This is a genomic window from Spirosoma sp. 48-14 (genome assembly GCF_001898575.1).
In the GTDB taxonomy this organism is placed as follows: Bacteria; Bacteroidota; Bacteroidia; order Cytophagales; family Spirosomataceae; genus Spirosoma.
Window position 1 is genome coordinate 153,782 of the sequence record NZ_MKUD01000002.1, and the last position, 22,750, is coordinate 176,531.

25 protein-coding genes are annotated in these 22,750 nt (G+C 47.6%); 12 read left to right on the forward strand and 13 right to left on the reverse strand.

The window, feature by feature from the left end:
- Positions 1–40: 40 nt before the first annotated feature.
- The gene (locus BGO59_RS03785) at positions 41–1,861 is read left to right on the forward strand and encodes a glycosyltransferase (RefSeq protein WP_293680762.1); all 1,821 of its coding nucleotides are present in this window, start codon (positions 41–43) and stop codon (positions 1,859–1,861) included.
- Positions 1,862–1,969: 108 nt separating this feature from the next.
- On the forward strand, positions 1,970–2,491 hold the full coding sequence (mog, locus tag BGO59_RS03790) for a molybdopterin adenylyltransferase (protein WP_293680765.1): 522 nt from the start codon (positions 1,970–1,972) through the stop codon (positions 2,489–2,491).
- A 104-nt stretch (positions 2,492–2,595) separates the two neighbouring features.
- Here mog and BGO59_RS03795 read toward each other — a convergent pair whose 3' ends face one another.
- Positions 2,596–2,874 carry a twin-arginine translocase subunit TatC gene (locus BGO59_RS03795; RefSeq protein WP_293681161.1) on the reverse strand — a complete coding sequence of 93 codons (279 nt, stop codon included), beginning with the start codon at positions 2,872–2,874 and terminating at the stop codon, positions 2,596–2,598.
- Positions 2,875–3,168: 294 nt separating this feature from the next.
- Positions 3,169–4,323 (reverse strand): quercetin 2,3-dioxygenase, encoded by a 1,155-nt coding sequence (locus tag BGO59_RS03800; RefSeq protein ID WP_293680768.1) that lies wholly within the window; start codon positions 4,321–4,323, stop codon positions 3,169–3,171.
- 338 nt (positions 4,324–4,661) lie between these two features.
- Between BGO59_RS03800 and BGO59_RS03805 the strand changes: the two genes are divergently transcribed.
- The 3 genes from BGO59_RS03805 (at position 4,662) to BGO59_RS03815 (ending at position 7,719) form a co-directional block, all read left to right on the forward strand.
- Positions 4,662–5,219, forward strand: a complete 558-nt coding sequence (locus BGO59_RS03805) for a hypothetical protein (protein WP_293680771.1) — start codon at positions 4,662–4,664, stop codon at positions 5,217–5,219.
- A 1,253-nt stretch (positions 5,220–6,472) separates the two neighbouring features.
- Complete coding sequence (locus tag BGO59_RS03810) at positions 6,473–7,141, forward strand: hypothetical protein (protein WP_293680774.1); 669 nt, start codon at positions 6,473–6,475, stop codon at positions 7,139–7,141.
- Positions 7,135–7,719 (forward strand): DUF418 domain-containing protein, encoded by a 585-nt coding sequence (locus BGO59_RS03815; protein WP_293680777.1) that lies wholly within the window; start codon positions 7,135–7,137, stop codon positions 7,717–7,719. Before BGO59_RS03810 ends, BGO59_RS03815 begins: the two co-directional genes overlap by 7 nt.
- Before the next feature lie 90 nt (positions 7,720–7,809).
- On the opposite strand, the gene BGO59_RS03820 is transcribed toward BGO59_RS03815, so the two are convergent.
- The 3 genes from BGO59_RS03820 to BGO59_RS03830 form a co-directional block, all read right to left on the reverse strand.
- Positions 7,810–8,154: a nuclear transport factor 2 family protein gene (locus BGO59_RS03820; protein WP_293680780.1), complete on the reverse strand. Its 345-nt coding sequence runs from the start codon at positions 8,152–8,154 to the stop codon at positions 7,810–7,812.
- Between the two features lie 138 nt (positions 8,155–8,292).
- Entirely contained in the window at positions 8,293–8,769 is a 477-nt protein-coding gene (locus BGO59_RS03825) for a GNAT family N-acetyltransferase (protein ID WP_293680783.1), read from the reverse strand.
- A gap of 234 nt (positions 8,770–9,003) precedes the next feature.
- Complete coding sequence (locus BGO59_RS03830) at positions 9,004–9,462, reverse strand: hypothetical protein (RefSeq protein ID WP_293680786.1); 459 nt, start codon at positions 9,460–9,462, stop codon at positions 9,004–9,006.
- Between the two features lie 229 nt (positions 9,463–9,691).
- Between BGO59_RS03830 and BGO59_RS03835 the strand changes: the two genes are divergently transcribed.
- The 4 genes from BGO59_RS03835 to BGO59_RS03850 all read left to right on the forward strand — a co-directional run bounded on the left by BGO59_RS03835 (position 9,692) and on the right by BGO59_RS03850 (position 12,676).
- Entirely contained in the window at positions 9,692–10,498 is an 807-nt protein-coding gene (locus BGO59_RS03835; protein ID WP_293680789.1) for a helix-turn-helix domain-containing protein, read from the forward strand.
- Positions 10,499–10,602: 104 nt separating this feature from the next.
- The gene (locus tag BGO59_RS03840; RefSeq protein ID WP_293680792.1) at positions 10,603–11,472 is read left to right on the forward strand and encodes an NAD(P)H-binding protein; all 870 of its coding nucleotides are present in this window, start codon (positions 10,603–10,605) and stop codon (positions 11,470–11,472) included.
- A gap of 65 nt (positions 11,473–11,537) precedes the next feature.
- Positions 11,538–12,035 carry a DUF1772 domain-containing protein gene (locus tag BGO59_RS03845; protein ID WP_293680795.1) on the forward strand — a complete coding sequence of 166 codons (498 nt, stop codon included), beginning with the start codon at positions 11,538–11,540 and terminating at the stop codon, positions 12,033–12,035.
- A gap of 89 nt (positions 12,036–12,124) precedes the next feature.
- Positions 12,125–12,676, forward strand: a complete 552-nt coding sequence (locus tag BGO59_RS03850; RefSeq protein ID WP_293680798.1) for a dihydrofolate reductase family protein — start codon at positions 12,125–12,127, stop codon at positions 12,674–12,676.
- Between the two features lie 20 nt (positions 12,677–12,696).
- On the opposite strand, the gene BGO59_RS03855 is transcribed toward BGO59_RS03850, so the two are convergent.
- From BGO59_RS03855 to BGO59_RS03885, 7 genes are all read right to left on the reverse strand, one after another.
- Positions 12,697–13,659 carry an alpha/beta hydrolase gene (locus tag BGO59_RS03855; protein ID WP_293680801.1) on the reverse strand — a complete coding sequence of 321 codons (963 nt, stop codon included), beginning with the start codon at positions 13,657–13,659 and terminating at the stop codon, positions 12,697–12,699.
- Positions 13,660–13,794: 135 nt separating this feature from the next.
- Positions 13,795–14,418 (reverse strand): hypothetical protein, encoded by a 624-nt coding sequence (locus tag BGO59_RS03860; protein WP_293680804.1) that lies wholly within the window; start codon positions 14,416–14,418, stop codon positions 13,795–13,797.
- Positions 14,405–14,923, reverse strand: a complete 519-nt coding sequence (locus BGO59_RS03865; protein WP_293680807.1) for an RNA polymerase sigma factor — start codon at positions 14,921–14,923, stop codon at positions 14,405–14,407. The genes BGO59_RS03860 and BGO59_RS03865 overlap by 14 nt, the downstream gene beginning before the upstream one ends.
- Positions 14,924–15,216: 293 nt before the next feature.
- Positions 15,217–15,894 carry a ClpP family protease gene (locus tag BGO59_RS03870; RefSeq protein WP_293681164.1) on the reverse strand — a complete coding sequence of 226 codons (678 nt, stop codon included), beginning with the start codon at positions 15,892–15,894 and terminating at the stop codon, positions 15,217–15,219.
- Positions 15,895–16,016: 122 nt separating this feature from the next.
- Positions 16,017–16,235 (reverse strand): hypothetical protein, encoded by a 219-nt coding sequence (locus tag BGO59_RS03875; protein ID WP_293680810.1) that lies wholly within the window; start codon positions 16,233–16,235, stop codon positions 16,017–16,019.
- 11 nt (positions 16,236–16,246) lie between these two features.
- Positions 16,247–16,780 (reverse strand): sigma-70 family RNA polymerase sigma factor, encoded by a 534-nt coding sequence (locus tag BGO59_RS03880; protein WP_293680813.1) that lies wholly within the window; start codon positions 16,778–16,780, stop codon positions 16,247–16,249.
- Positions 16,781–17,255: 475 nt separating this feature from the next.
- The gene (locus tag BGO59_RS03885; protein WP_293680816.1) at positions 17,256–18,452 is read right to left on the reverse strand and encodes an anhydro-N-acetylmuramic acid kinase; all 1,197 of its coding nucleotides are present in this window, start codon (positions 18,450–18,452) and stop codon (positions 17,256–17,258) included.
- A 54-nt stretch (positions 18,453–18,506) separates the two neighbouring features.
- Here BGO59_RS03885 and BGO59_RS03890 point away from each other — a divergent pair, with 54 nt between their 5' ends.
- From BGO59_RS03890 to BGO59_RS03900, 3 genes are all read left to right on the forward strand, one after another.
- Complete coding sequence (locus BGO59_RS03890; protein ID WP_293680819.1) at positions 18,507–19,397, forward strand: fructosamine kinase family protein; 891 nt, start codon at positions 18,507–18,509, stop codon at positions 19,395–19,397.
- 85 nt (positions 19,398–19,482) lie between these two features.
- The gene (locus BGO59_RS03895) at positions 19,483–20,910 is read left to right on the forward strand and encodes a DEAD/DEAH box helicase (protein ID WP_293680822.1); all 1,428 of its coding nucleotides are present in this window, start codon (positions 19,483–19,485) and stop codon (positions 20,908–20,910) included.
- Between the two features lie 76 nt (positions 20,911–20,986).
- Positions 20,987–21,781, forward strand: a complete 795-nt coding sequence (locus BGO59_RS03900) for a tetratricopeptide repeat protein (RefSeq protein ID WP_293680825.1) — start codon at positions 20,987–20,989, stop codon at positions 21,779–21,781.
- 84 nt (positions 21,782–21,865) lie between these two features.
- Here BGO59_RS03900 and BGO59_RS03905 read toward each other — a convergent pair whose 3' ends face one another.
- Positions 21,866–22,711 (reverse strand): hypothetical protein, encoded by an 846-nt coding sequence (locus tag BGO59_RS03905; RefSeq protein ID WP_293680828.1) that lies wholly within the window; start codon positions 22,709–22,711, stop codon positions 21,866–21,868.
- Positions 22,712–22,750 lie beyond the last annotated feature (39 nt).

Here is a 22,750-nt window from a genome sequence, read left to right on the forward strand (position 1 = left end):
TCGGCATTATCCGTACTGAACTATTAAAATTGAGAAAACATTGGAATCGGTATTTTCAACATCGAAGCGGAAACTCCTACTCGAAATCGCCTGGGAGGTGTGCAATCAGGTAGGAGGAATTTATACGGTTATCCGGTCGAAAGTGCCAGCAATGGTCGAAAAATGGGATGATAACTATGTGGCTATTGGCCCTTATTTCCCACAACGATCGGCTGCCGAATTTGAACCCATCACTGACGCTGACGAAACAGAAATTGGGCAAACTGTTCGAAAAATGCGACAGTTGGGCTATGGAGTAGAATACGGTTACTGGCTCGTTACGGGGCGCCCCAGGGTAGTTCTGTTCGATATTAATAGTGTAAGCGTAGAACAGCTCAACGAGATCAAAACGCAGTTGTGGTTGAAGCATCAGCTTTCTACACTGAACGTAGAAGATCTTGTCAATCAGACCATTGCCTTTGGCGAAATGGTCCGATTATTTATCACGCTCCTGGCAGAAGATCACGCTCGTCGGGTCGATTTTGTTGCGCATTTTCACGAGTGGATGGCCAGTACTGGCCTGCCCGACTTACGTCGCGATAATGTAAAAGTAGCCACGGTCTTTACCACGCATGCTACAATGCTCGGACGGTATCTGGCGCAGAACGAATCCGGTTTCTACGGCAAGCTCCCCTTCTTCGACTGGAAGCGTGAAGCCCAGCATTACGGCATTGAAACGCAGGCCACTATCGAGCGGCTGGCCGCTCTGCAATCGCACGTATTTACGACGGTAAGTGACGTTACGGCCCGGGAGTGTGAAGTTTTCCTCGGACGAAACCCTGATCTTGTTCTACCCAATGGCCTGAACGTTACCCGATTTGCCGCCGTTCACGAATTCCAGAATCTACACGTCCAGTACAAACAAAAGATTCATGAGTTTGTGATGGGGCATTTTTTTCAGAGCTATTCGTTCGATCTGGAAAAAACACTGTACTTCTTCACCTCGGGTCGCTTCGAGTTTTCCAATAAAGGCTACGATCTCACGCTCGAAGCTCTTGCCCGGTTGAACTACCGAATGCGTCAGGCCAATATGGATACCACGATTGTGATGTTTATGGTTACCAAACAGCCGTACACATCCATCAATCCCGACGTCCTTCATTCGCGTGCGTTGCTTGATGAAATCCAGGATACCTGCGAAAGCATTGAGAAACAGGTTGGTGAACGGCTCTTTCATGCGGCTGCATCCAATACGCAGAGTACCACACTTCCTGATCTGAATAGCTTTGTTGATGAATATTGGAGGCTTCGTCTCCGTCGGACGGTACAAAGCTGGAAAACGAAACATCTTCCTCCTTTTGTCACACACAATCTGGTTCAGGAAGATGATATGACTCGCTTTATCCGGCAAGCTAATCTGGTCAATAACGAATACGACCGGGTTAAAATCGTTTATCACCCCGACTTTATTGCGTCTACAAATCCCTTGTTTGGCCTGGATTACAGCCAGTTTGTTCGGGGTTGTCACCTGGGCATATTCCCAAGCTATTACGAGCCGTGGGGCTATACGCCACTGGAATGTGTAGTTCGGGGCATTCCAACCGTTACGAGTGACCAGTCGGGCTTTGGCGATTTCATCATGCAAATCATGCGCGACTACGAAAACAGGGGTATTTATGTAATCAACCGCCGGACGCAGTCGTTCAACGAAGCTGCCGACCAACTGGCCGATGTGCTTTATCGTTTTGTCAGAATGGCACAGCGCGACCGTATCAAACAGCGAAACCTGGTAGAAAGCATTGCCGACGTATTTGACTGGAGCAGCCTCCGCTCGTATTACGATACGGCCCACGATCTGGCGTTAAAGCGGAAGAAACCTTAATTTATCAGTAGTTAGGAGCGAGGAGTGAGAAGCGAGAATGGCGGACGCAAAATTGCTGCCGGATGGATTCTCGCTCCTCACTCCTCGCTCCTAATACTTACTACCACTATGACTAAAATCGGTATCATTAACGTTTCTGACCGGGCTAGTGCAGGCATTTATGAAGACATTCCCGGCAAAGCGGTAGTGAGTCTATTGACCGAATGGCTGACGTGCCCCTGGGAGCCCGTCTACCGGGTTATTCCTGACGAACAGGACCAGCTCGAAGCCACCCTAATAGAGTTAGCCGATAAAGAAGGCTGTTGCCTGGTTGTAACCACGGGAGGTACAGGCCCAGCCCCCCGCGATGTAACGCCCGAAGCTACTGAAGCTGTCTGCCATAAAATGATGCCGGGTTTTGGCGAACTGATGCGTCAGGAAAGCTTAAAATACGTTCCTACGGCCATTCTATCGCGCCAAACAGCGGGAATTCGAAATCAAACACTCATCCTTAATTTACCGGGTAAGCCCAAGGCTATTGGTCAATGTCTGTCGGTTGTTTTCCCTGCTATCCCCTATTGCATCGACCTCATAGGTGGGCCATACCTCACAACGGATCAAAGTAAGATGACAGTTTTTCGCCCGCAGTAACGATCCCAGCGCCATACTTCGGTTTGTATTTTACTTTTGTAGAATCCGTGCAACCAGTGTGTTCAGCATAATGATCTGTAATCGTAGATACAAAGATGCTGATCTCATATAAGCCCAACAAAGGCAGCGCCACCAGGATTTAGCTGTAAATTTCGGGAGACGTGGCAATAACTCCTGCAATGGCCAGTATAATGATCCAAGCGTGATGCCTGTACACCTGCATAAAGGGGTTGGACAACCTTGGAGAGAACAAACACTACAATCGGCATTTGGAAGATCAGCGCACAGCCTGATGAAAGGGTAGCTAAAACCGACAAATAAGAAGTACTATCAAATTGATTTTTTAGCCCTGGGGCTACCTCGAAATTAGCTAGGAAGTTGATCGATAAAGGTGAGACAAGGTATTAACCAAACAGTAAGCCTAATAGAAAAAGCGTGGATACAAAGAAAACAGCACCTTTAGCCGCCTGTTTTCAGCAGGACGTGCCCCGTTAGAACAAGAACCCCTATTATAAGGCTCAATCTATTTAACAGACACAGCGGCAAAAGGGTGTTGCAGGTGTGAAGCTTTTCCCAGAATCATTGAATTGACAAACAATACGCATGATGTATTTAATGATATGTGACCAGCGAGCACCCGGCTCATATCGAAGCTGGGCGTTCGCTGGTTTGGGGAATTAATGCCGGGGTGAGGGTGGCGGGCCGGGGCGCTCCAACGGCACGATGTCCAGCTCGGCAAACCGGCTGGCGTTGAGGCCTCCCGTGGGCTGTTGTGGATAGACATGTTGCGTAGAGGGGGCCTGCGAACGGAAAAATAACTCAAAAATGCTCGGTGTCAGCAAACCTACGTGGTGCGTATACGGCTTCAGGTGCTGATAAGCATGAATCGTACCCGCTGGCAGCGTAACAATATCACCAGGATAAACGTCAAGCACCACCTGGTTCGACACCATCCGTAGTTGCCCATCGAGGCAAAAAAACGTTTCGGAGTGCTTCATGTGAAAATGTTTGCCGATCATCGGCCCAGCCGGGCCTTCACAAGTGACCACCAGCAGTTTGCCGTTGGTGGTCGCGTTGTCGCAGAGGATGCCAAACAACTGATCCGCAATGGTATAATGATCCCCTTCGCCAGCGGCCAGTACATACGGCACAACACTCTTAGGCAGTTGGGCGTTAACCACGCGCTGAGCGTTGCCTTCCGGTAATGGCTTGCCATCAAAGTGGATGTCGGCGGCTTTCTCGGCCTGTTTGAGTGCGGCCGGGTCTAGGGCGGAAATATTATCCGAGGGCTGCACGTACCCCGCATACGGTTTACCCAGCGTCTTGTAAAGCGCGGTCATCTGATGGCCGCTATTCATCGACATCAACTGAGTATGATGCGACTGCATCCGAAAAGCGTGGGTGGTTCCGGGTGGAATGCTAGCGAAATCGCCTTTAATCATGCGGTAATGTTGGCCGGAAAGCCACAAGTCAATTTCGCCGTCAAGCACAAAAATTACCTCATGCGTTTGGCTATGGGTATGCGAAGGTAGCAGCGCCCCCTTTCCACCTGTCAGCACCATCCACTCATAGAGGTTGTCGGTATCGATACCCCGGGCCATCAGACAAGCCACGAACCCACCAACCAGGTAGCGTTCGCCTTCGCCACTGCGCAGGTAATACGGAATGGACCGACCGGGCAATTCTCCCTGGGGCGTAATGGCCTGAATGGCGGTAATGTTGGCAGGGAGTGACACAGGAGGCCCCTGCTGGGCGTTGGCGGAGAGGCAGTCCACAACCTGTAGCAGGAGGCAGCCCAAAGCAGCGATGAAACGGTAAGTACTGGTTTTCATGAATAAGTTAGTGGTGAGCTTTGTTAGCTAGTCAGAGCTGGCTTAAACGCTTAAAAATAACTTACTTAGAATTATACTGTACGTTGCCAACTAAAAGTAAAAAAAGGGCCGGGCGACGCTTCGGCGAGATGGGTGTCGCTCAGTAGCTAAGCGATTTCCGGGGCAAGTACGCACTACTCGATTTCTGGGTGAGCCGGTGCAATTCCTGTCAACTGAGCGTGTTCAGTAAAGTGTGTCAAGTTAGCTCAATCCAACTTGACACACTTTACTGAACACGCTCGTTGTTTACATACTGAGAAGTTGGCTTAGCCGTTTCTAGGTAAATAGCAAAATCTCATATGAAAACTAAACAATACATCAACCTCATCGTCTTCGTAGCAAGCTCACTACTCCAACAGGCTTTCGCTCAAAAACAAGCCTCGCCACAAACCCCTACTCCCTTTCAGACTGGTAGCTGGCAAATGGGGGTTAAAGAGGGATATACGCAAGGAAATCTGCTTAAAAACCGCAATAGCCTTCAAGTTCATGGAAGTTACTTTTTGGTTAAGCAGCTGGCAGTTGGCATAGCTGCCAGTTGGTCTAGAGAATGGGTGGGCGATTTTGGCTATACTGATCTTTCAGTAGGCCCTTATGCTCGTTATCAATTTACCAAGACCCGCCTGTCTCCCTTCCTGGAAGCATCCTATCAGTTTGGGAAACGAAGGGCCAATGAGGTTTCTGGGATGAGCTATGCCAGCTTAGCCATCCAGTCCACTCAACTCACTCCAGGGATTAGCATTAGTTTATTGAAGCCGCTCCGGCTTGACCTTAGTTATCGATTCGAATGGGTGGATTTATCGACCAACATTCAGGCTTTTGGGCTACCTCAGGTAGGACTTACCTATCTATTGAGGTAGTGGTAAGCGCTACCCTGATCTGGACTATTTAGTGCTTGTCATGCATTTGGCTGGCGTTCACGTTGCCCTATATACCGATCCCCATCCTGGATTACGCTTTCATTCCTCTCATTTGAAAGCAGCTTCATGAACGCTCTCTCGTCTCAAGCCGAACTATTTTTGAGAATGACGTTTTAGGTGACCGGTGTGAATGTGTATTATCGGCTTTCTGGCAAACTTAACCACTAGCATATTGGGCGCACGGGACTGATCCATCAATAAAAATAAGAAGGGTCAGCAGCCTGCTATCCGGGCAATACGCGAATTAATACGGCACCTTCATCGCTTCGCTACAGGCCTTTAGATAATAACAAAACCGAGGCTATTGCTAAGATGGCAATAGCCTCGGTTTTGTTATTATCTAACTTCTGTTGACTGGGTATTCGAAGATTTGATGTACGGAGGTTTAAGAGGAGATGGTCTGTAGATTGCTCCTGTAGCAAAATCGACAATAGTACCTGGCCAAAATAAAATAATGTCAGCAATCAAAGCTCCTACTCGTACTTCTCGTTGTGGTTCTCCATCACGTGGTTTGGTGACTTGGTAGCTAGTACGGGGGCCACCAAATACAGTTGCACAACCAGTTAAGATTATCACGCTACAAGCTACTATGCAAGCTTGGACAAAAATTGATTTGACCTGTTTGTGAGACATAATAAGATTGAAAATAGATACAATTCAAAGTAAACATTTTTATTGTTTCTATCATAAAAATATGTTTATGGGTAGTTCTGCGGAAAAGCACAAAATTCGTCGTTTGGCCGGCGGGCTACAAAGTCGTCTCAAGCGAGAGCTTATTTTGAGAATTTTCAAGTCAACATTCTTACGGGCTAGCATACAAGTTTCAGTAAGTCCTTATTGGCGGCTCCTCTATCCTCCTGCACAGGCTATCCGACTGGATGTGCATCCTAATTTAATGTGACTTGACTTAGAATGAATAGTCTTTATATATGATGTAACTGACTGGATGGCGCAAATAATTCCTAAACGGAGCGTCTATCTCTGGTTATTAGTTCAGGACTCAACGACCACTTCTCGGCATCCTCAACGTCAGGATGAGGGGTAAGTGACCTCCTATACTGGATCAAATCCTTCGTTCGGAGACGCCCCAAATCCCCCTTTAACAAGCTTTCCATACGCGGTAGAGTCTTCCACTCGCCCCATAGCTTCGGTTTTATTACCTCGTTAACGGTTAGTCAACACTGGCCACTCTCATGAAACGAATTGAAGTAGTTGATGCTCTGCGGGGCATTGCTTTATTTGGCATTTTACTCGTCCATGCCGCCAACTGGTTTGATGGGGGAACTCTGCCTAACAGGACTTATCAGATGGCAGCGAGTCATCCTGTCGATGCAGGGGTCAGGTTAATCATTAACTTCTTTTTCGCCGGTAAATTTTATACCTTATTTTCCTTCCTATTTGGTCTCAGTTTTGCCTTGATGCTGACGCGCAATAAGGTGCCAAAGTCCGCATTTCTGCGTCGGTTCTGCTGGCGTCTTATTCTTTTAGGAGGGATTGGCTTCTTACATCAACTGCACTGGCGGGGTGATATATTAACGATTTATGCAGGACTGGGATTTATTCTGCTCCTGTTCCAAAAGGCCCCCTTACCGCTTATTCTTGGTTTTGCCTGTTTACTGATGGTCAATATGCCTGGCCGAGTTCAGGATACCTATGCCCATATCCATGCAACGCGCCAAACAGAAGCTTTTTTAAAAAACCAGCAGAAACAAGAGGCTCATCGAGTGGAGACGCTATATACTATACTTTTACAAGGGAGCTATGCTGATGTAGCCCAGGCTAACCTACAGGATTATGCCTATAAGATGAACTATCAGCTTTACGGTGGGCGGCTCAGTGTAACCCTTGGTTTTTTTTGTTAGGCCTGTTTGCCGGTCGCAAACAGTATTTCCAATACCTGGACCGCTATCAGTCATTTACCAAACGACTATTCTTGTACGTCGGTTTACTGATCGTGGCCGTCGGTAGCTTGTATGTCTGTATGATCGTTGCTTCCAGGCTCTACAGATTTCCAACTCTTTTGATGAGCCAAGTAGTTCCGCTTTTACATGACACGGCAAAAGCAGGCTTAACGGTGGGATATATAGCAGGTTTCACCTTACTGCTTTATCGGTACCGCTCCACGCGATTTGTCGCATGGTTGAGTAGGGTTGGCCAAATGGCCTTAACCCATTATGTGCTCCAATCGCTGATGGGTACTTTGATTTTTTATGGGTATGGATTAGGCCTAATGAGCCAGGTGAGTGTAACGATAGCCGCTTCGCTCGCGATACCTATGTTTGGCTTCCAGCTTTTAGTGAGCCATTGGTGGCTGAAACACTTTCGGTATGGTCCCTTTGAGTGGGTTTGGCGATCGCTTACCTATCTAAGATGGCAGCCGATGGGGCGCCACGCGGCAGCCAGCGCCGTAGAACCAGTAAAGGTGCGGGTAACCCACTAGTGAGTAAGATGAACCGGCTAACCAGCTGGTAGCCGATGGCGACCTCATGCCTAACGGATTCCACCAAATACTACGTTGAGATAAATCAGATTACGTGTAATAGGAGAACATACGGTTTACTTTCCCCTGATCATCGAAAAACATGACTTCAATGGCTTTTTTATTCATCACTGATTCGTAATAAAGTGCCACCGAATTTACCCCTGCGGTCACCTCCAGCAGCTTAAAATGTAGGCCAGGAATATTATCCAGCGCTTTCTGCCAGTAAGCACCGATGGCTTCTTTACCAACCAATGAATCCTGAGTACCGCCCGTAGCCAGCTTGATCATTAGCGTAAAAATCTCTATATCATTCGCATAGTGCGCTAATATAGCCGTCAGATCGTGGGCATTCCACGAGGCAATCCAGTCGTCTGCAAATGCATAATGGTCCATAGTCTAATTGGTCTACGCTAAAAACCGATTTACTAATACGCTGGTCATGGTTTTCAGGAATCGAAAATTAAGTTAAAAGATACGTTCACCTGTTTTGTACAGATTCAATTTGCCAAGAGAGGTATCCGTAATTCTTCGCTAAATTTCTTTTCTCATTACTGTGTTTTGCTCATCAAATTGGTATTTCACAAAACCCATTTTTTCAACAAGCCGTATGGCTTTAGTATTCTTTGTTTTTGTACATCCAACTAATGCTTTTACACCTAATTCCTGTTTGGCAATTTCTGCCAACAAGTTAAAGGCAGCCTGCATATAACCCTTTCCCCAGTAGTCAGGAACCAGCGACCCGCCTATAACAACTTCCTTATTTTGCTGGTCCCAATGGTGTAAAGCACAATCGCCAATAAGTACGTTTGGTTTTTCGGTTGTTCGTACGGTAAAAATATAGTCGCAGAGAGCACTAATTCGCTCTGTAAATTCCGTTGGTATTTCATTCGGCAAAAAAGGGCTTTCGTCAACGTTTGCAATCAATGCCGGGTGCGCATTTAGTTCGTAGAAAAAATCCGCATCTTTCACCGTCAGGGGCCGAAGTATAACCTTATCGTTATATAACATGTCAAAAATTCCTTTTTAATCTCTTTATCGCAGGATAATCTGTTTTTTTATCGTACCAATTGTCTTCTATTTTCAGGAAACGTATAAAATAAGTAATACCCTACCGCTTAGCGCAACCAAAACGATAACCCAAATGCACAGTAGGAAAAATAGACCATTTGGACTGGCTATAAATCTGATTTTGTTGAACAAGCGAGGAAGCACCTGGGGTATACAGTAAAGCAACCCATGGAACTACGTATAAGCCTCGGTAATGAGCTGTCGATTGGCCAAGCATAAACGGTAACCGCTACGTATGCCCATCACAAAACCACTCAGTGAGTTCGATTCTCTGGATGTCTTAAGACTGATTTTATCGGTTCCGTAGTCGGCTTGAACGCCAAAAAACAGTCCCCGTTCCAGCTTCAGCAGGTAGTCTGCTTTTAGGCCAACCCCCGAACTAAACACTGAAAAGTTTTGATTCGTAGTAGCAAACGAAGGCTGCTTTATACCAAAAGTCCCGACATCAAATCGCCAGTGATTAACCAGATAGCCAACATGAATGGAATAGCCACTGAAGATGAAAGCAATGGGATCAGCCTCCAATTCAATGCGTTTAATTTTTTCCAGGTGTTGCCCGTTGAGCTTTACACTCGTTATCGTTAGAAGGCCAATAACAAAAAAGGAAAGCCACTGTTTACTAGAGTTGTACATACGTTGAGTGTTTACAGCTCGCAAAAGTAGTGTTGCTACTAGCGGGTAAATAGAACAAAACCGACAGTTCTGTTAAGTAAGTTACCGGCTTGCCCGATATCCATCGATTCTAGTCACCAATAGGCGCTACCCATGACCAGCCTATAACCGTCTATCAAGCTTTTCTTGATTCTTAGGCCATTTAGGTGAACATTTAATCTATAAACCAGAACAAGCGAATCTCTCAACGATGCAATATTGTCAATATCAGCCACCTGCCTATCTTAGTACCTATGTTCGCTGCTTCTGGACGATGGAAAGCCCTATGGCCAACCGGACTCCCCAAAGCTTCGGTCCCCTGGTAGATGGTTGTCCGGGCCTTCTGTTTCAGCGGTCTGATGAAGGGCGTTTCTATGATCAGGATGGCACACCAATGCCTGAATTATTCGCTTACGGGCAAACCATAAAGCGAACGGCTATCTATATGCTCGGCCGGTTCAAGACGATTGGCGTTTGCTTGCAGCCTCATTCCCTGCCATCGCTATTCGGGTTGAATGCCCGTGAATTAACGGACGGGTGTTTAGATATAAAGCTTATATCGACCGGCTTGGTTGATCAATTAGTACATACCCCTTCGGTTTCGGGACAGATCGAGCTTCTTTCCGGTTTTCTTATCAGACAGATAAGACGAATGAACAAACCCATCGACGAGCTAACAACCCATGTGCTGACCCAACTCATTGCGTCGAAAGGAACTATTTTTCTGCCCGATTTACACCGTTCACTCCGAATCACTGAGCGTAGCCTGGAGCGGAAATTCGCGCATCAGGTGGGAATTCCTCCCAAATTATTTGCCCGCCTGTGTCGATTCCAGGCTTCGCTTACTCAGCTAAATGAAGGGAAGCTGATGAAGCTTTCGGATGTTGCTTACGAGAACGGTTATGCTGACCAATCTCACTTTATTCGTTCCTTCAGAGAATTTACCGGCTATACGCCTTCACAGTATCAGCAACAGCCCTATCATACATTCAATGAAATCCCTTCATTAATCAGCTAAATCATACCCTGTCGGTTTTGTTCTATCCTGCGGTATGTCAGCCAGCTACTTTTGCCCGAAAACAAGTTCACAATCTAAAAAGCAAAAGGATGGCGCAGGACAAAATGAAGATACTGGTTTTAGGCGGTACAGGAAAAACGGGCAGCCGGATCGTTCAGCAACTAATGGACCAGGGCTTAGCTGTTCGTGTAGGGTCTCGATCGGCCGAGATCCCCTTCGACTGGCTGGACCAATCCACGTGGACACCTGTTTTACAGGACATTAATACCGTATACATTGCTTACCAACCGGATCTGGCGGTTCCCGGAGCGGTCGATGCAATCCGTGACTTTACTCAGCTTGCCGTTAACAACGGGGTACAGCACTTCGTGCTTTTATCGGGTCGGGGGGAACCTGAAGCCCAGGAATGCGAGCAGGTGGTTATACAATCCGGGGTTGACTGGACGATTCTACGATCGAGCTGGTTTTGTCAAAACTTCAGTGAGGGCTATTTGCTGGAACCCATACAGGCTGGCTATGTAGCACTGCCGGTAGCCGATATTGGGGAGCCTTTTATTGACGTCGATGATATTGCCGATGTCGCTGTTGCCGCCCTAACTCAATCCGGACATATCGGAAAGATCTATGAGTTGACAGGCCCTCGCCTGTTGACGTTTGCTCAGGCCATTGACGAGATTGCTGGTGCTACGGGTCGATCCATTCAGTATGAACGGGTAGCCATCGAGGTTTATAATGCTATGCTGGCCGAGTATGGTGTTCCCCAGGAAGCCATTGCCCTGACGACTTACTTATTTACAGAGGTGATGGATGGCCGTAACAGTCTGTTGGCAAACGGTATCGAGCAGGCCTTAGGCCGAAAGCCTACCGACTTTTCCAATTTTGTTCAGAAGTCGATTGCCCAGGGGATGTGGACTGAAACCTTAGCCGGCGAAGAAGCCGGTTCAATTCACGCATCAGAAATCGAAAACCCATAGAACGAACTTACCAGCCTGCCCATTGCGTAACGAGCAGTGGGCAGGCTACTAACAACCTACGGCTAATGCACACGATTATACTAGGCGTAACTGCCACGACAACCGCCCTGATGAGTGGGCTTTTTTTTGCCTTCTCCTGGGCCGTAATGCCCGGCTTAAAACGCTTGCCGGACGCAAGCTTTATTATGGCCATGCAATCCATCAACCGGGCCATTCAAAACCCCGTATTTTTTGCTGCCTTTTTGGGAGCGGCTCTTTTGCTTCCTCTCAGTACGTACCTGGACTATTCGTCAACAAAACCCGTGTCAGCCCGATTTTGGTTGTTGCTGGCGGCATCGGGCGTCTATATTGTTGGGGTAATCGGGGTCACAATAGGCGGCAATGTTCCACTTAATGAAACACTGGACGCTTTCGATGTACAAGCTGCGTCTGTTTCGGACGTGTTGAATCACCGCCGGGATTTTGAGTTTCCCTGGAGCCAATTTCATACGATCCGTACCGGGGCATCGTTCCTGACTATTCTGCTCGTAGTGGCCGCTTGTCTGCGCCCGGAAAACCACTAAGCCGTACACGTGTTTATAGATTTACCATCTATTCAAAGCCTATTCGCAAAAGACGGATCATTTAACTATTGACATAGTCAACTACTACCATGCGTAAACTGATTTATGATGTAGCAGCCTCGTTCGATAACTTTATTGCCCATACCGATGGGTCTATCGATGGCTTTCAAACGGAGGGCGATTTTGTCAGCGATTTTCTGGAACGTATTAAAACGTACGGAGCTGTTTTGATGGGCCGCAAAACCTACGAGTGGGGATTTGCCCTAGGTATGCAGCCCGGAGAACCCGCTTATACGCAGATTAACCCTCAACTAAAAAATTACATTTTCTCTTCGTCCATGCACTTTGAGGAGGGGGCTTTGATCCAATTGGTCACAGAAGAAGCAACTGACTTCGTCCGGCGTTTAAAAACTCAGCCGGGTGAACCCATCTGGCTTTGTGGTGGTGGTGAGTTGGCTGGCAAATTACTGGACGCCCATTTAATCGATGAGTTAGTTGTCAAACTGAATCCAGTCGTGTTGGGTGAAGGCATCCGTCTGTTCGGATCAAGCCAGACTAAAGTCGGGCTAATCCGAACAGACAGTAAGCCCTATGAAAACGGCCTGATTCTACTGACTTACCAAATTCACTACTTAACTTGACTCTAGGCTTTCCCTGTAATCTATCGCTTGCTCTTTCTGGCATTGTCAATGATGAGGCTGGTCAACTGGTCCGTTAATGCCTCCGGCAGGTCGTGTCCCATGCCGTTGATTAACTGAAAGACGGCTCCCGGTACGTTGGCGGCCACATCGCGACCAGCCTCAACGACGACGATGGGGTCTTCACTCCCATGAATCACCAACGTGGGGACCTTAATTGTTTTTAGCTGCTCCTGCCGTCCGGCGAAGAAGCCCGCCAGAGAGGCTGCTCCCTGGCGGTGTAAACCATCCGGGTAATAGGCCCGCTGAACCGCCTGCTGAACACGTCTCTGTGCCTGCAATTCGGTTAACGGGTACACGGAGCCCGCCAGAATTTTCATGGATTGCACTTCCCGCTTGATGTAAGCCGCCGTATCGGAGGCAGCTCCCGGCGGGGGAATTTGTCCAGCAAGTTCAGGCTTTGCCACCAAAGGGAAAGTAGGCTTACCCCCACCGGCCATAATACTGGTCAGCGACAGGGTGTGTTCAGGATGATTATAGGCGACCCGCTGGGCAATCATGCCGCCCATCGACACGCCAACAATATGCGCTTTTTTAATACCCAGTGCGTCCAGCAGGCCAGCAGCATCAGAGGCCATATCATCGAGCGTGTAGGGTAAAGGAGGAGTCTTTTGTTCCGCTAACGCTTTGCCAATGGCCGCCCAATCAGGGAGTCCAACCTGATCAAACTTTGTAGAAAGGCCCACGTCCCGATTATCGAACCGAATGACCCGATAGCCCCGGCGAACTAATTGCTGACAAAAAGAAGCAGGCCAGGCAGTTAGCTGCATGTTCGTACCGGCAATTAGTAAAATGGCCGGGACTTTGTGCGACCCCTGACTTTCGTAAGCAATCGTTGCGTTGCCGACATTTACCTGGCCCTTCTCTACGTTCGGGTTAAGTTGCGCTACGCACCGGCAAGCAACCAGTACGCTAAGGAGAAGCATGAACCCGATAATTTGTTGACGTTTACTGCTCATGTTGTTGTTTTGACGATTGACTGACAAATGTATTGGGCCATGTTTGGTGAGAATAGAACAAATCCGACAGCACCAGTCAGGCAGCGATCTCCTGGATTTACGTCACTCCTGATAGTCTTGAAGCAATGTTTTAAGTTGCTGGAGTGGCTCAGCAAAGCTTTTTCGGTTCTCGGCGCGAATAGCGACGTAGCAGGAGAGCACCGTGACCGCGTACGTAATGAGGGCGCCAAACGGAAAAGCCTGCACACCACCTGGCACGTATAATTTAAACGTTAGAAAAACACCAATGGCGGTACTTACGGGAATCAGAATCAGTTCATACCGCTTCTTGAAGTTAAAAAAGCTGTTTACTAGCTGATACTGCTCTACCAGATAGTTATGAATCGAGGCTGACTCTCTACCAGTAAGCCGCCCTGTAGCGACTCGCTTGAACTTGTTCATCAGCATAAGCGTGAAAGGAAAATACAATAGCATACACAGTAGACTTAGCAGACGAACCTCGGTTTGGGACCAGTATTTGATGAGCAGATGGCTGCACAGGGCATATACCATTAGTTGCAACGTAAACGAAGCCCAGAAATAACTGAAGCTGGCTTTCGTATGCTTCCGTACCTGCGACATAATGATTTTTCGGAGTGACGCTTCGTCCAGCAAAGCGTTTGCGTTAGCAGCGGACGTCCTGGTGGATGGCTCCCAGTGTTTTTTGAGTTGATCAAGTGTTGACATTGTAGGGAAAATCGGCTTGTTTCTTCAGTTGGATCTCTAATTCCTTTTTGATACGTACCAATCGTACGCTAACGTTGGATTTGCTCAGGCCGGTAATGTCGGCGATCTCTTCGTAATTCACCTCGTCTAAGTACAAGAGCACAATGGCTTTATTCAGGGGAGACAACGTAGCAATGGCCCGATAGAGTGACTGCCGTTGCTCTTCATTGGGGTCAGCAGGCTGCTCAGGTATCTGCTGGTGGCTTATTGAGAGGCTTTCCCAGCTTGTGCGGGTAGCTTTCTTCCGCCAGGTCAGGGCAGTATTTAGGCACACCCGGTACATCCAGGTGGTGAAACTGGAGCGGCCCCCGAAAGCAGGGTAGGATTTCCAAAGCTGATACAGCATTTCCTGTATGAGGTCGACCCGCTCCTCCGGGTCCTGGCAGTACAACCGGCACACCTTATGGGCAATGCCGAGGTGGCCATTAATGTGCTCCAGAAAGGTCTGCTCTAACAGATTCGCCATCGTTCAGGTACGTTAGTTCCCTTGCTACTTTACCAGTTAGTATCCCGTACTGCTCAAAAACTACATCTCATCAAAAAAAATGATTCCTGTCGCACGGACAGTGCTATTTACTCATTCGGGTCGATCTTGCTGGTGTACAGGCTATTTTGGCCCAGACAAAAAAGCCGCCAGTCCTGGATTGGGCTGACGGCTCGTTAGGCTGTGGACCGTTTGTTCCGGTAGCCATTCGGTTACGTAGTTGTCATGATAACACCCGGACATAGGCGCTGGATCGCCAGCCCGGTCGGGCTACATTAGCGCACTAACACCTCATCGATAAAGCCATATTCCCTGGCTTCTTCGGCTTTCATCCAATAGTCACGATCGGCCCGGCGTTCGAGTTCTTCAGCTGACTGGCCGCTATGAAGGGCCATGATTTCGTACAGCTCAGTTCTAAGCTTGACTATTTCGCGGGCTGTGATTTCGATGTCTACCGATTGGCCCTGTGCGCCACCGTGTGGCTGGTGAATCATGACGCGGGCGTGAGGGAGAGCCGACCGTTTACCGGCCGCACCGGCGCACAACAAGACCGCGCCGAATGATAAGGCAATGCCGGTGCAGATAGTCGCCACGTCGGGCCGGATATATTGCATGGTGTCGTAAATGCCCAACCCAGCATAAACCGAACCACCCGGACTGTTAATGTACATCAGGATGTCTTTCCTAGCATCGACCGACTCCAGGAACAGCAACTGCGCGATGATGATATTGGCTATGTTGTCGTCAACGGCTGCGCCCATGAACACAATCCGGTCAGCCATCAGCCGCGAAAAGACATCGACCTCCCGGAAGTTCATCGGGCGTTCTTCAATGACCGACCGGGTCATGTTGTCGACTTGGTGTAGATACCGGTCGACCGTAAGGCCGTTCAGATGTTGATGATATACGGCAAACCGGCGGAACTCACTGCGGCTAAACTCTGGGTAATACATAAGGCAGGAAACTAAACAGGGGATGAAAATTGATTCCTGAAAAGACAGTCGATTCAGGGCAATACGAAGCTCGATGGCTCGTAAAAAGCCATTGTGCTCTCTCAAACAGTTGGGTAATTGCGTTATCCGAACAGGCGGACGTGGATGGCTTCTAACTCCGCGCGGAGTTGCCGACGGCCAAATAGACGCAGCGTCTTATAAGCCAGTTGCTGGTTGGCCAGCTTCTGTTGTACGTCCTGATCCCATAGCAAGCGAATTTCTACGTCGAGTTGCTGGTCTTCGGGTAAAGTGCCTTTGAGGTAGTTCTCCAACAGTTGCACTTCAGTTAACAGAGGACGCATGGGCTTTAGCTTTATAATTTGAATTGGTCGACAGACAGATGACTTACAGCTTTGCGCAGCCGTTCCAGGCACTTAAATTTCTGCACTGTAGCTGAGCGCACACTGCGGTAACCGCGCTGCTCAGCGATCTGCTCTAACCGATGACCGAAGTAATAGAAGTTGACCAGAATCGATCGACAGGTTTCGCCCAATTGCTCAACGAAGGCCATTAGCGTTGCGGTTGGCTGCTCGTCGTCTACCGCAACCTCTTCGCCGACTTCATCAACTGGTGCATCCATTAACCCTATTTTGCGGGCTCGCTTGCCCAACTCCTGCCGCCAGAGATTCTTGCAAATGCCCATCAGGTAAGTGCTCACTGATGATGTTAACGTCAGTTTGTCGTATACTACCTTCTCATAATAGGTGATGAGTGCTTCCTGAAAGATATCCTTAGCATCCTCGTCCGTGCCCCTATTTTCCTTCACATAATGCCGCACCATCGGATACGTTTTCGCATAGATCCGTTCCAGCGTTCGCTCCCGGTCGATCAGCAAGGCTGCGTCCATAGACAGTCTTTGTGTTGACATCATACGTTTACGCTTTTTATGGTTTATCGGAATTACGTGCAACTATCACCCAAGAAGAATAAAAAAATTTCCAACGTAGCCAGATAGAATCTGGTTACTTCTAGGTACGCAACCAAATCAATAGTACCTAAATAGGACCACCTCAGCTTTCCTACTAACTACTAAAAAGATCTGATCGGCTCAGATACGTACTTGTTTACGGGTTTCTGCAGACGGGTTTAGCCCCACAAGCTCATTGTAGTAAAAAATGTAAATTTGATTATAACCTGACAGAGCCTACTTCTAAAGTAAAGTCATTAATGTAAAAACTGATTCAGTAAACGCCCATTGTATGAGGTCAAAACAGCGAATCTCTCCCACCGCTGCTTTGCGATATACCCTATCTCAAACTGCCAGCTCATAACTCTATGTCTCATTTACAAAACCATGCCTGAGTATGTGAGGCATAGGATAGTTATTTGGGAAAACTGATCTTGCCCATCGATACCGTCGGAACGCCCTGCCGATCACCAAATGAGGTATGTCCACCAGCCAGACTTTCGTTTGCCAGTACCGCAAACAGTACAGCCTCTTTCGCATCACCATCTATACCCAGATCATCGGTGCGACCAAATGTACAATCAGGCAGTAATTGCCGTAAGGTTTTGGTTAGTACCGGGTTGTGCATCCCTCCGCCACTCATGTAAATACGATAGGTTTCGCCGGGAACAATAACCCGTTTGATTGAATCGACAATCGTTTCGGCACTAAACTGAACAAGCGTAGCCATCAGATCAGCCTCAGATAGACCTGTGGTTTGGCTACGAACCTGCGCATCCTCTACATAAGGCACATTAAAAACTTCTGGCCCGGTCGTTTTAGGAAAGGGGGCATCGAAAAACGGGTTCTCTTTTAAGGCGTCAATCAGGGCTATATTTACCTGCCCCTGTGCGGCTAACTGCCCATCTTCATCATACGGCCGATTGAGAAACTTCCGGGCATAGGCATCCAGCAGGGTGTTCCCCGGCCCTGTGTCAGTCGTAAAAACGGCATTGGCATCACCATTGGCCGGGAGATAGGTAAAATTGGCGATGCCGCCCATATTTAACAGAATTCGGTTTTCACCAGCCTTTGTGAACATGAAGTAATCGCCATATACTGCTAATGGAGCTCCCTCGCCCCCAAGAGCAATATGCTTTTGCCGAAAATCGCTCAAGGTAATAACGCCGGTTGTGGCTGCAACATGATCGCCATCACCAATTTGCAGGGTAGCATTTGGGAACTTATCACGTCTGTGCTGACTTTTGGGGGCATGATATACCGTTTGGCCGTGGCTGGCGACAATATCGATCTCGGCCGGCTGGATGCCCCAACTCTGAAGACAATCCAACACCATCTGACCATGCAACCGTCCAATAAACGGATTTAGCAAACAGAGTTTTTCAAAATCGATAACTGATTTCGCAAAAATAGTCCGAATATGGGCCTTAAGCTCCTCTGGATACGGTACCGTAGCAAATCGTTCTACGGAAACAGTAGTAGCTAGTCCACTTCCAGCAATACGGCATAATGCTACGTCGAGACCGTCGAGTGAGGTTCCTGACATAAGTCCGATAATCCTACGCTCATTTTTTTGAGCAATAGTATATAAGTGCTGTATTTGATCGTTCATAGTTAGGTAACTATCCACTAATTTTGGTTAATTCGTAAGAACGGCTGTTAATAAATGGAATTCTGGGGTAACGAACAATTTACCTTCTTCGAAAGCATTCTATTTTCGGCATTGGGTAAACCGGTTGATGTTTTGGAAACCCAGTTTCTATCTGGGGGCAATATTAACACCGCAGCCCGTGTATTTTCGACTGAAGGTGTTTTCTTCATTAAATGGAATCAAAGCGATGGCCATCTCGAACAGGATATGTTCGAGGTAGAAGCTATTGGGCTTGATTTACTCCGCCAGACCCATACGTTCCCCATTCCCGAAGTGGTTAGCTGTGGGCATTTTCAGGGCAAATCATATCTGATTCTGGAATACATTGACTTCGGCAAACGCCCCAAAAACTATTGGGAAACACTAGCCCAGCGATTGGCGGCATTACACGCAAATACCCAGGCACAATTTGGGCTTCATTTTAATAATTACATAGGCTCTCTACCCCAGGCCAATCCACTTACTGAAAACGGCTACGATTTCTTTTTTGAACAGCGATTGCTCCCTCAGGCAGGTCTGGCGCTCTACAAAGAATTACTCTCCAAGCAAACCTACGACGCGTTGCTGCGACTTCGCGACCAGTTGCCCAATTTACTTCCTAATGAACCGCCTGCCCTCTTGCATGGCGATTTATGGTCAGGTAATGTACTGGTTAATGAAGATGGCCTGCCCGTTCTGATCGATCCCGCCGTTTATTACGGTTTCCGGGAAGCCGAACTGGCCTTTACGAAACTCTTTGCCGGATTCGATGAGCGCTTTTACGATGCATACGATGAAGCCTTTCCGATGGTAAGTGGCTTCAACCAACGTGTAGCCATCTACAATTTATACCCATTACTCGTTCATGTGAATCTGTTTGGCTCTGGTTACGTTAGTGGCGTAGAACGAATATTGAAACAGTTTTAAAGTCGTTAGTCGCTGGCCATCAATTAATCGTGGTTATTGAAATTACAGTTGACCCATGATTAGCGATTAACGACTGATAATGTTTATGGACATTACTTCTTTTGAGCAGTTCGACCTGAACCGCCAACTACTGAATGCGGTGGCTGAACTAGGCTATACAGAGCCCACGCCTATTCAACAAAAAACGATTCCCTTAAGTCTGGGCAATCATGATGTGTTGGGTATTGCCCAAACGGGTACGGGCAAAACAGCAGCCTATTTGTTACCTCTGCTGATGAAAATCAAGTATCCGCAGGGGTCAAACCCCAGAGCCTTGATTCTGGCCCCCACGCGCGAACTGGTCATTCAGATCAATCAGGCTATCAGCGAACTTGGCAAATACACAGGCTTACGCCATCTCGCTTTATATGGTGGACTTGGCCCCAAAACACAGATTGAAACCCTCCAGCAGGGTGTTGATGTGCTGGTGGCTACTCCTGGCCGATTCATGGATCTGTACCGAATGGGCGAAATTGCCACGAAAGATATTCGGACAATGGTCCTCGACGAAGCCGATAAAATGATGGACATGGGCTTCATGCCTCAGATTCGATCTATTTTGGAAGTGATTCCCACAAAACGACAGAATCTGCTGTTTTCGGCTACATTTGGCGGGCGAGTAGAGCGGCTTTCGGCCGAATTTCTGGAAGCCCCTATTAAAGTAGAGGTCACTCCGCAGGCCTCTACAGCCGATATGGTGACCCAGGTGCTCTACGAAGTCCCCAATTTTCGCACTAAAATCAACCTGTTGGATTACCTGATTAGCAAGGACGCGTTTCAGCGCGTTATCATCTTTGCCCGTACCAAGGGAACTGCCGAGAACATCTATAAATTTCTGGCACGCAAAGTGATAGAGTCTGATAAGATTCGGGTTATCCATGCCAACAAAGGTCAGAATACACGCATCAATGCTATGGAAGCCTTCAAAGAGGGAAATATCCAGGTGTTGGTGGCTACTGATGTGGCAGCAAGAGGGATCGACGTTGCCGAAGTTAGCCATGTCATCAATTTCGACCTGCCATTAATCTATGAAGATTATGTGCATCGAATTGGTCGTACAGGGCGAGCAAACCGATCGGGCGAAGCCATCACCTTTTTGACAATGGCCGAGGAATATCATGTACAGAAGATCGAAAAAATCATCCGCATGACCATTCCCCGTAAACCGCTCCCTCCCGAAGTAGAGGTTACTGAAACGCCTTTCGATGAGCAGCAAGCCATGTTACGGCAGGTTGACGAACAACGTCGGAAAGAAGACCCTACTTTTCTGGGTGCTTTTCATGAAAAAAAAGCAAAAAATTTACCGGGTGGTAAAACAAAATTAATCAACAAAAGTAAACAGGGTGGAGCGAAGAAAACAGCTTTTTCGGCCAAAGGGCAAGCTTCTGGCGGCACAAAGCGCAAATCAGGGGCATCGCCAGGCCATAAAACCAGTACGGGAAAAAGCCCAGGATCTCGGGGAGGACGACGGTAATTTCCCTGTAATGTACTAACTTGGTTTCCCGTTTCGTTGTATCGTAACACATACCTGCGTGTAGTACATGCTTCCGATGAGCGTTCGCATAAAGCTGATACAGTGGACTTTACTTGGGCTACCGTTTTTGTCGGCAGCCCAACCTAAGCAGTTCATTACATCGGCACGTTCGGGCGATACGGTTCGGCAATCCAAATCCGAGCACGATCATACAGAAACACTGGCTCACCCTACCGAATCTACTTTAGATGCATCGGGAGGAGTGGCCATCAATACTATCCCTTTATTTGGCGAACGGCCTAAAACTGCCGAACAGATTAGCGAAGAAATTCACTTTTTGAACGACTGCGACCGAAATTTCGCTAACCGGTCCGAAGCCAGTGAGTTCTTTGCCAATCGCGGGTGGGACTACATCGATAAGCAACAATTAGACACAGCTGCGCACCGCTTCAACCTGGCCTGGCTGCTCAACGATAAAAATGCAGATGCTTACTGGGGCCTGGGTGTCGTTTGCTACCAGAAAAATCAATTGTCGGAAGCCATTCGGCTGATGAAGAAAGGAGTCGCTATTGACGAAAACAATACGGTGCTTATGACCGATCTGGCAACCCTGGAAATCAAGCATTACCAGGAAAAGCCGAGCGAGGAAGTACTGACGGATGCTGAAGCGAATTTACAGCGTGCGATTACCGTAAACCCAAATGCGTTATCCTATCAAAAGCTTTCGGTGGTTTATTATTTACGAGCCAATTATCCGAAAGCCTGGGATTATTTTCATCAGGCCAGTTCGCTCGATTTTTCGGCCATCGACATCAGTTACCTCAACGAGCTTCTGGCCAAGCAACCTGATCCTAAAGGAAAATTCAAGTAGGTACGCAATCCCTGATATCTATGACCGAAAGGTTCAAACAGTTTTGCATTGCTGACGTATACTAGAAGCAATTGCGCCTTTACATTAATTCTCTGTTTCCTCTTCCTGAACCACTTTTTCTTTTGAGCGTTCGTAGGTTACCTTCCCTTTTTCGTCCCACTCGGTGAGAATATAGGACTCGAATTCGGTGTCCCACTGGTTGCTGGCATGTTGCGTAAGTTTACGGCGCATTCGACGGCCACCCGGATTTATAGGATAGTATTCCGTCCAACGACCTACTTTCACTCCGTTCTCATATTTTCCTTCTTCCGCCAGTAGCCCATTCTCATGAAAGGCCATGTAGGTACCTTTAATTTTACCATACTCCATCGGGACAATCTCTTTAATCTTATGATGGGTAGAGTCATAAAAGGTCAGTTTTGATTCGGCCGGAACTCCATGATGCCAACGAGACTTATCCAGTAACATAAAATGGCTGTCGTACTTTTCCCAGCGACCATCTTTCATTCCAGCATAATAGTATCCCTCTTCTATTAGATCGCCATTCTGATAGCGTTTGTATGGCCCATGTAACAATAACCCTGAGCCTTCATCGCGTACAATCGAGTTAGTCACACGGCCCGACTTCTGGTAATACCGATAAATGTCCCGAATGTAGGGTAAAGGCTTAGCGGCATCGTTATCGCGCAATATATGAAACTCTTCTACGATGGTCCGATCACCACTACCAAACTTCGTATACGCTTTTACCATCGAAAATCCTTCATATTCAGTTTTTGACTGCTTATTTTTAGATTTCTGGTCAGCTTTTATTTTTTTTAATTGCTTAACTTTCAGACCTAAGTCGGGCATTATGCCTGACAGGTATGCATCCTTCTGTTCTTTAAGATCATTAACATAAGCATCTTTTTTCTCTTTCAATGACGACATCGTAGGCAAACCCAAGGTTGTCATCGAGGAAGGTACTGA

Bases quoted from the DNA above. Each gene is read 5' to 3' on its own strand.
- BGO59_RS03880 (WP_293680813.1), bottom strand. From the start codon at position 16,780: ATGGACGCAGCCTTGCTGATCGACCGGGAGCGAACGCTGGAACGGATC.
- BGO59_RS03835 (WP_293680789.1), top strand. From the start codon at position 9,692: ATGCAATATTGTCAATATCAGCCACCTGCCTATCTTAGTACCTATGTT.
- BGO59_RS03875 (WP_293680810.1), bottom strand. From the start codon at position 16,235: ATGCGTCCTCTGTTAACTGAAGTGCAACTGTTGGAGAACTACCTCAAA.
- BGO59_RS03810 (WP_293680774.1), top strand. From the start codon at position 6,473: ATGAAACGAATTGAAGTAGTTGATGCTCTGCGGGGCATTGCTTTATTT.
- mog (WP_293680765.1), top strand. From the start codon at position 1,970: ATGACTAAAATCGGTATCATTAACGTTTCTGACCGGGCTAGTGCAGGC.
- BGO59_RS03800 (WP_293680768.1), bottom strand. From the start codon at position 4,323: ATGAAAACCAGTACTTACCGTTTCATCGCTGCTTTGGGCTGCCTCCTG.
- BGO59_RS03900 (WP_293680825.1), top strand. From the start codon at position 20,987: ATGAGCGTTCGCATAAAGCTGATACAGTGGACTTTACTTGGGCTACCG.
- BGO59_RS03870 (WP_293681164.1), bottom strand. From the start codon at position 15,894: ATGTATTACCCAGAGTTTAGCCGCAGTGAGTTCCGCCGGTTTGCCGTA.
- BGO59_RS03890 (WP_293680819.1), top strand. From the start codon at position 18,507: ATGGAATTCTGGGGTAACGAACAATTTACCTTCTTCGAAAGCATTCTA.
- BGO59_RS03855 (WP_293680801.1), bottom strand. From the start codon at position 13,659: ATGCTTCTCCTTAGCGTACTGGTTGCTTGCCGGTGCGTAGCGCAACTT.
- BGO59_RS03830 (WP_293680786.1), bottom strand. From the start codon at position 9,462: ATGTACAACTCTAGTAAACAGTGGCTTTCCTTTTTTGTTATTGGCCTT.
- BGO59_RS03825 (WP_293680783.1), bottom strand. From the start codon at position 8,769: ATGTTATATAACGATAAGGTTATACTTCGGCCCCTGACGGTGAAAGAT.
- BGO59_RS03805 (WP_293680771.1), top strand. From the start codon at position 4,662: ATGAAAACTAAACAATACATCAACCTCATCGTCTTCGTAGCAAGCTCA.
- BGO59_RS03850 (WP_293680798.1), top strand. From the start codon at position 12,125: ATGCGTAAACTGATTTATGATGTAGCAGCCTCGTTCGATAACTTTATT.
- BGO59_RS03860 (WP_293680804.1), bottom strand. From the start codon at position 14,418: ATGTCAACACTTGATCAACTCAAAAAACACTGGGAGCCATCCACCAGG.
- BGO59_RS03905 (WP_293680828.1), bottom strand. From the start codon at position 22,711: ATGTCGTCATTGAAAGAGAAAAAAGATGCTTATGTTAATGATCTTAAA.
- BGO59_RS03865 (WP_293680807.1), bottom strand. From the start codon at position 14,923: ATGGCGAATCTGTTAGAGCAGACCTTTCTGGAGCACATTAATGGCCAC.
- BGO59_RS03895 (WP_293680822.1), top strand. From the start codon at position 19,483: ATGGACATTACTTCTTTTGAGCAGTTCGACCTGAACCGCCAACTACTG.
- BGO59_RS03840 (WP_293680792.1), top strand. From the start codon at position 10,603: ATGAAGATACTGGTTTTAGGCGGTACAGGAAAAACGGGCAGCCGGATC.
- BGO59_RS03820 (WP_293680780.1), bottom strand. From the start codon at position 8,154: ATGGACCATTATGCATTTGCAGACGACTGGATTGCCTCGTGGAATGCC.
- BGO59_RS03845 (WP_293680795.1), top strand. From the start codon at position 11,538: ATGCACACGATTATACTAGGCGTAACTGCCACGACAACCGCCCTGATG.
- BGO59_RS03885 (WP_293680816.1), bottom strand. From the start codon at position 18,452: ATGAACGATCAAATACAGCACTTATATACTATTGCTCAAAAAAATGAG.